Origin of the sequence: Pseudomonas sp. GD03862, from assembly GCF_029840855.1 — a bacterium.
GTDB lineage: Bacteria > Pseudomonadota > Gammaproteobacteria > Pseudomonadales > Pseudomonadaceae > Aquipseudomonas > Aquipseudomonas alloputida.
In genome coordinates, this window is the sequence record NZ_JAOCDI010000105.1 from 1 (window position 1) to 1,459 (window position 1,459).

The window sequence follows — 1,459 nt, forward strand, 5'->3', positions numbered from 1 at the left end:
TGATGCCGCGCATCGCCAGGTTACGCCGGTCCGCCACGTCACTGCGCCACCAGTGGTCCAGCACCTTCGTGCCCCCTTCACTCAACTCCATGCCGATCACGCACTGGCCGGTCTGTTCGGCAAAGGCCAGGCCGTTGATGAGGTCGGCGTTGTCGTAGCGGTCCAGTGCCTGCAACAAGCGTTCGCTGACCACCCAGCGGGCATGGTCCTTGGCGCGGTCTTCGGCGGCTTGCTGGGCGTGTTGCATGGCCTGCTCGAAACCGTCGAGCTGATCGTGCATGGCCTGGCGGTCGACCAGGTGGCCGTATTTCTGGTCGAACCGCTTGCGGAACTCGCCGGCATCCTGGCGGGCCTGGACTTTGCTGCGGACGTCGCGCTCGAACTGTGCCAGGTGGGGCTTCATGCGTTCATCATGTGCATCGGCCTGTTGCCTGGCCCGTTCGGAGAACAAGTAGATCTCGGGATGCAGGTGGAGCTGGTTGCGGACTTTTTCGGCCATGACTTCGCGCTTGACGATCTGCTCGGCCACCATCTGCGGGTAGAGTTTTTCGATTTCCAGGAACGACTGCGCGACCAGCAGCTTGCGTTCGTTGTCGACCCCGGGTTCCACGGTGCGCGCCAGCCACTGGGTCTTCACATCCTCGACAGCGGCGTTGCGCCAGGCGTTGAGCTCCTGGGTGATGCCGATGGCGTCTTCGATGACGATGGCGGCGCCACGGGGTTTGCTGTGGTTCACCAGCGGTGCCAGCGCTTGGCGTGATGCGTGTGGCGAGACGATCTGGTCGTTGTTGAACGGCTGCAGGTCCAGTAGCGCCTGCAGGTCTGCATCGTCCTGGGCCTTGAAGTCGGCTACCCAGCTCAGTTGGTCATGCTTGAGGACGTGGGGCTGTGGCGGGGCGTCGGAAGGCTGGATGAAGCGGGCGATATCGATCGTGGGCAGGCTGCTGCGGTATTCGTCGTCGAGCAGGCGGTAGTTGTCGAGCATGCGCGGGGTCAGCGGGGAAGGGCTGAACAATGGGCGCAGCTCCTGGATGTCATCCAGGTCGTAGAGGGTGATGGTCCAGCCGAAACCGCGAAGGATCTCATCCAGATTGCCGGCGCTGGGGGCAGGCTCCCAGGGGGCGTCGCTGCTGATGTACAGCAGCGAGCCATTGGGCGCCACGCGGTACTGGCTGTGCCATTCGTAGGCCGGTGCGCTATGGCGCTTGATCAGCAGGTAGAGAAAGCCTTCGCGCAAAGGGCGGATGGCGTAGCTGGAATGGGTCAGCTCGCCGACCTCCTGGAACGGGCTGAGATAGCCCGGCAATTTGGGCAGGCGGGCACGTTGTGCCGGGTTGCCGCCGACGGCGGCGTAGCGCAGGGGCAGCAGTTCGAAGCGGCGGGTGCAGTCGGCGACGGGGCTGTTGCGCAGGGCCGGGCGGTAGCCGGAGGTGATGCGCCTGCACAGTTCGAGGGTTTC

The 1,459-nt window shown here is 64.5% G+C and carries 1 protein-coding gene; it reads right to left on the bottom strand.

Annotation, left to right across the window (positions count from 1 at the left end; all coding sequences use genetic code 11):
* A partial coding sequence (locus tag N5D53_RS27525; RefSeq protein ID WP_279841133.1) for a T6SS effector BTH_I2691 family protein occupies positions 1-1,459 on the bottom strand: 1,459 nt, incomplete at both ends.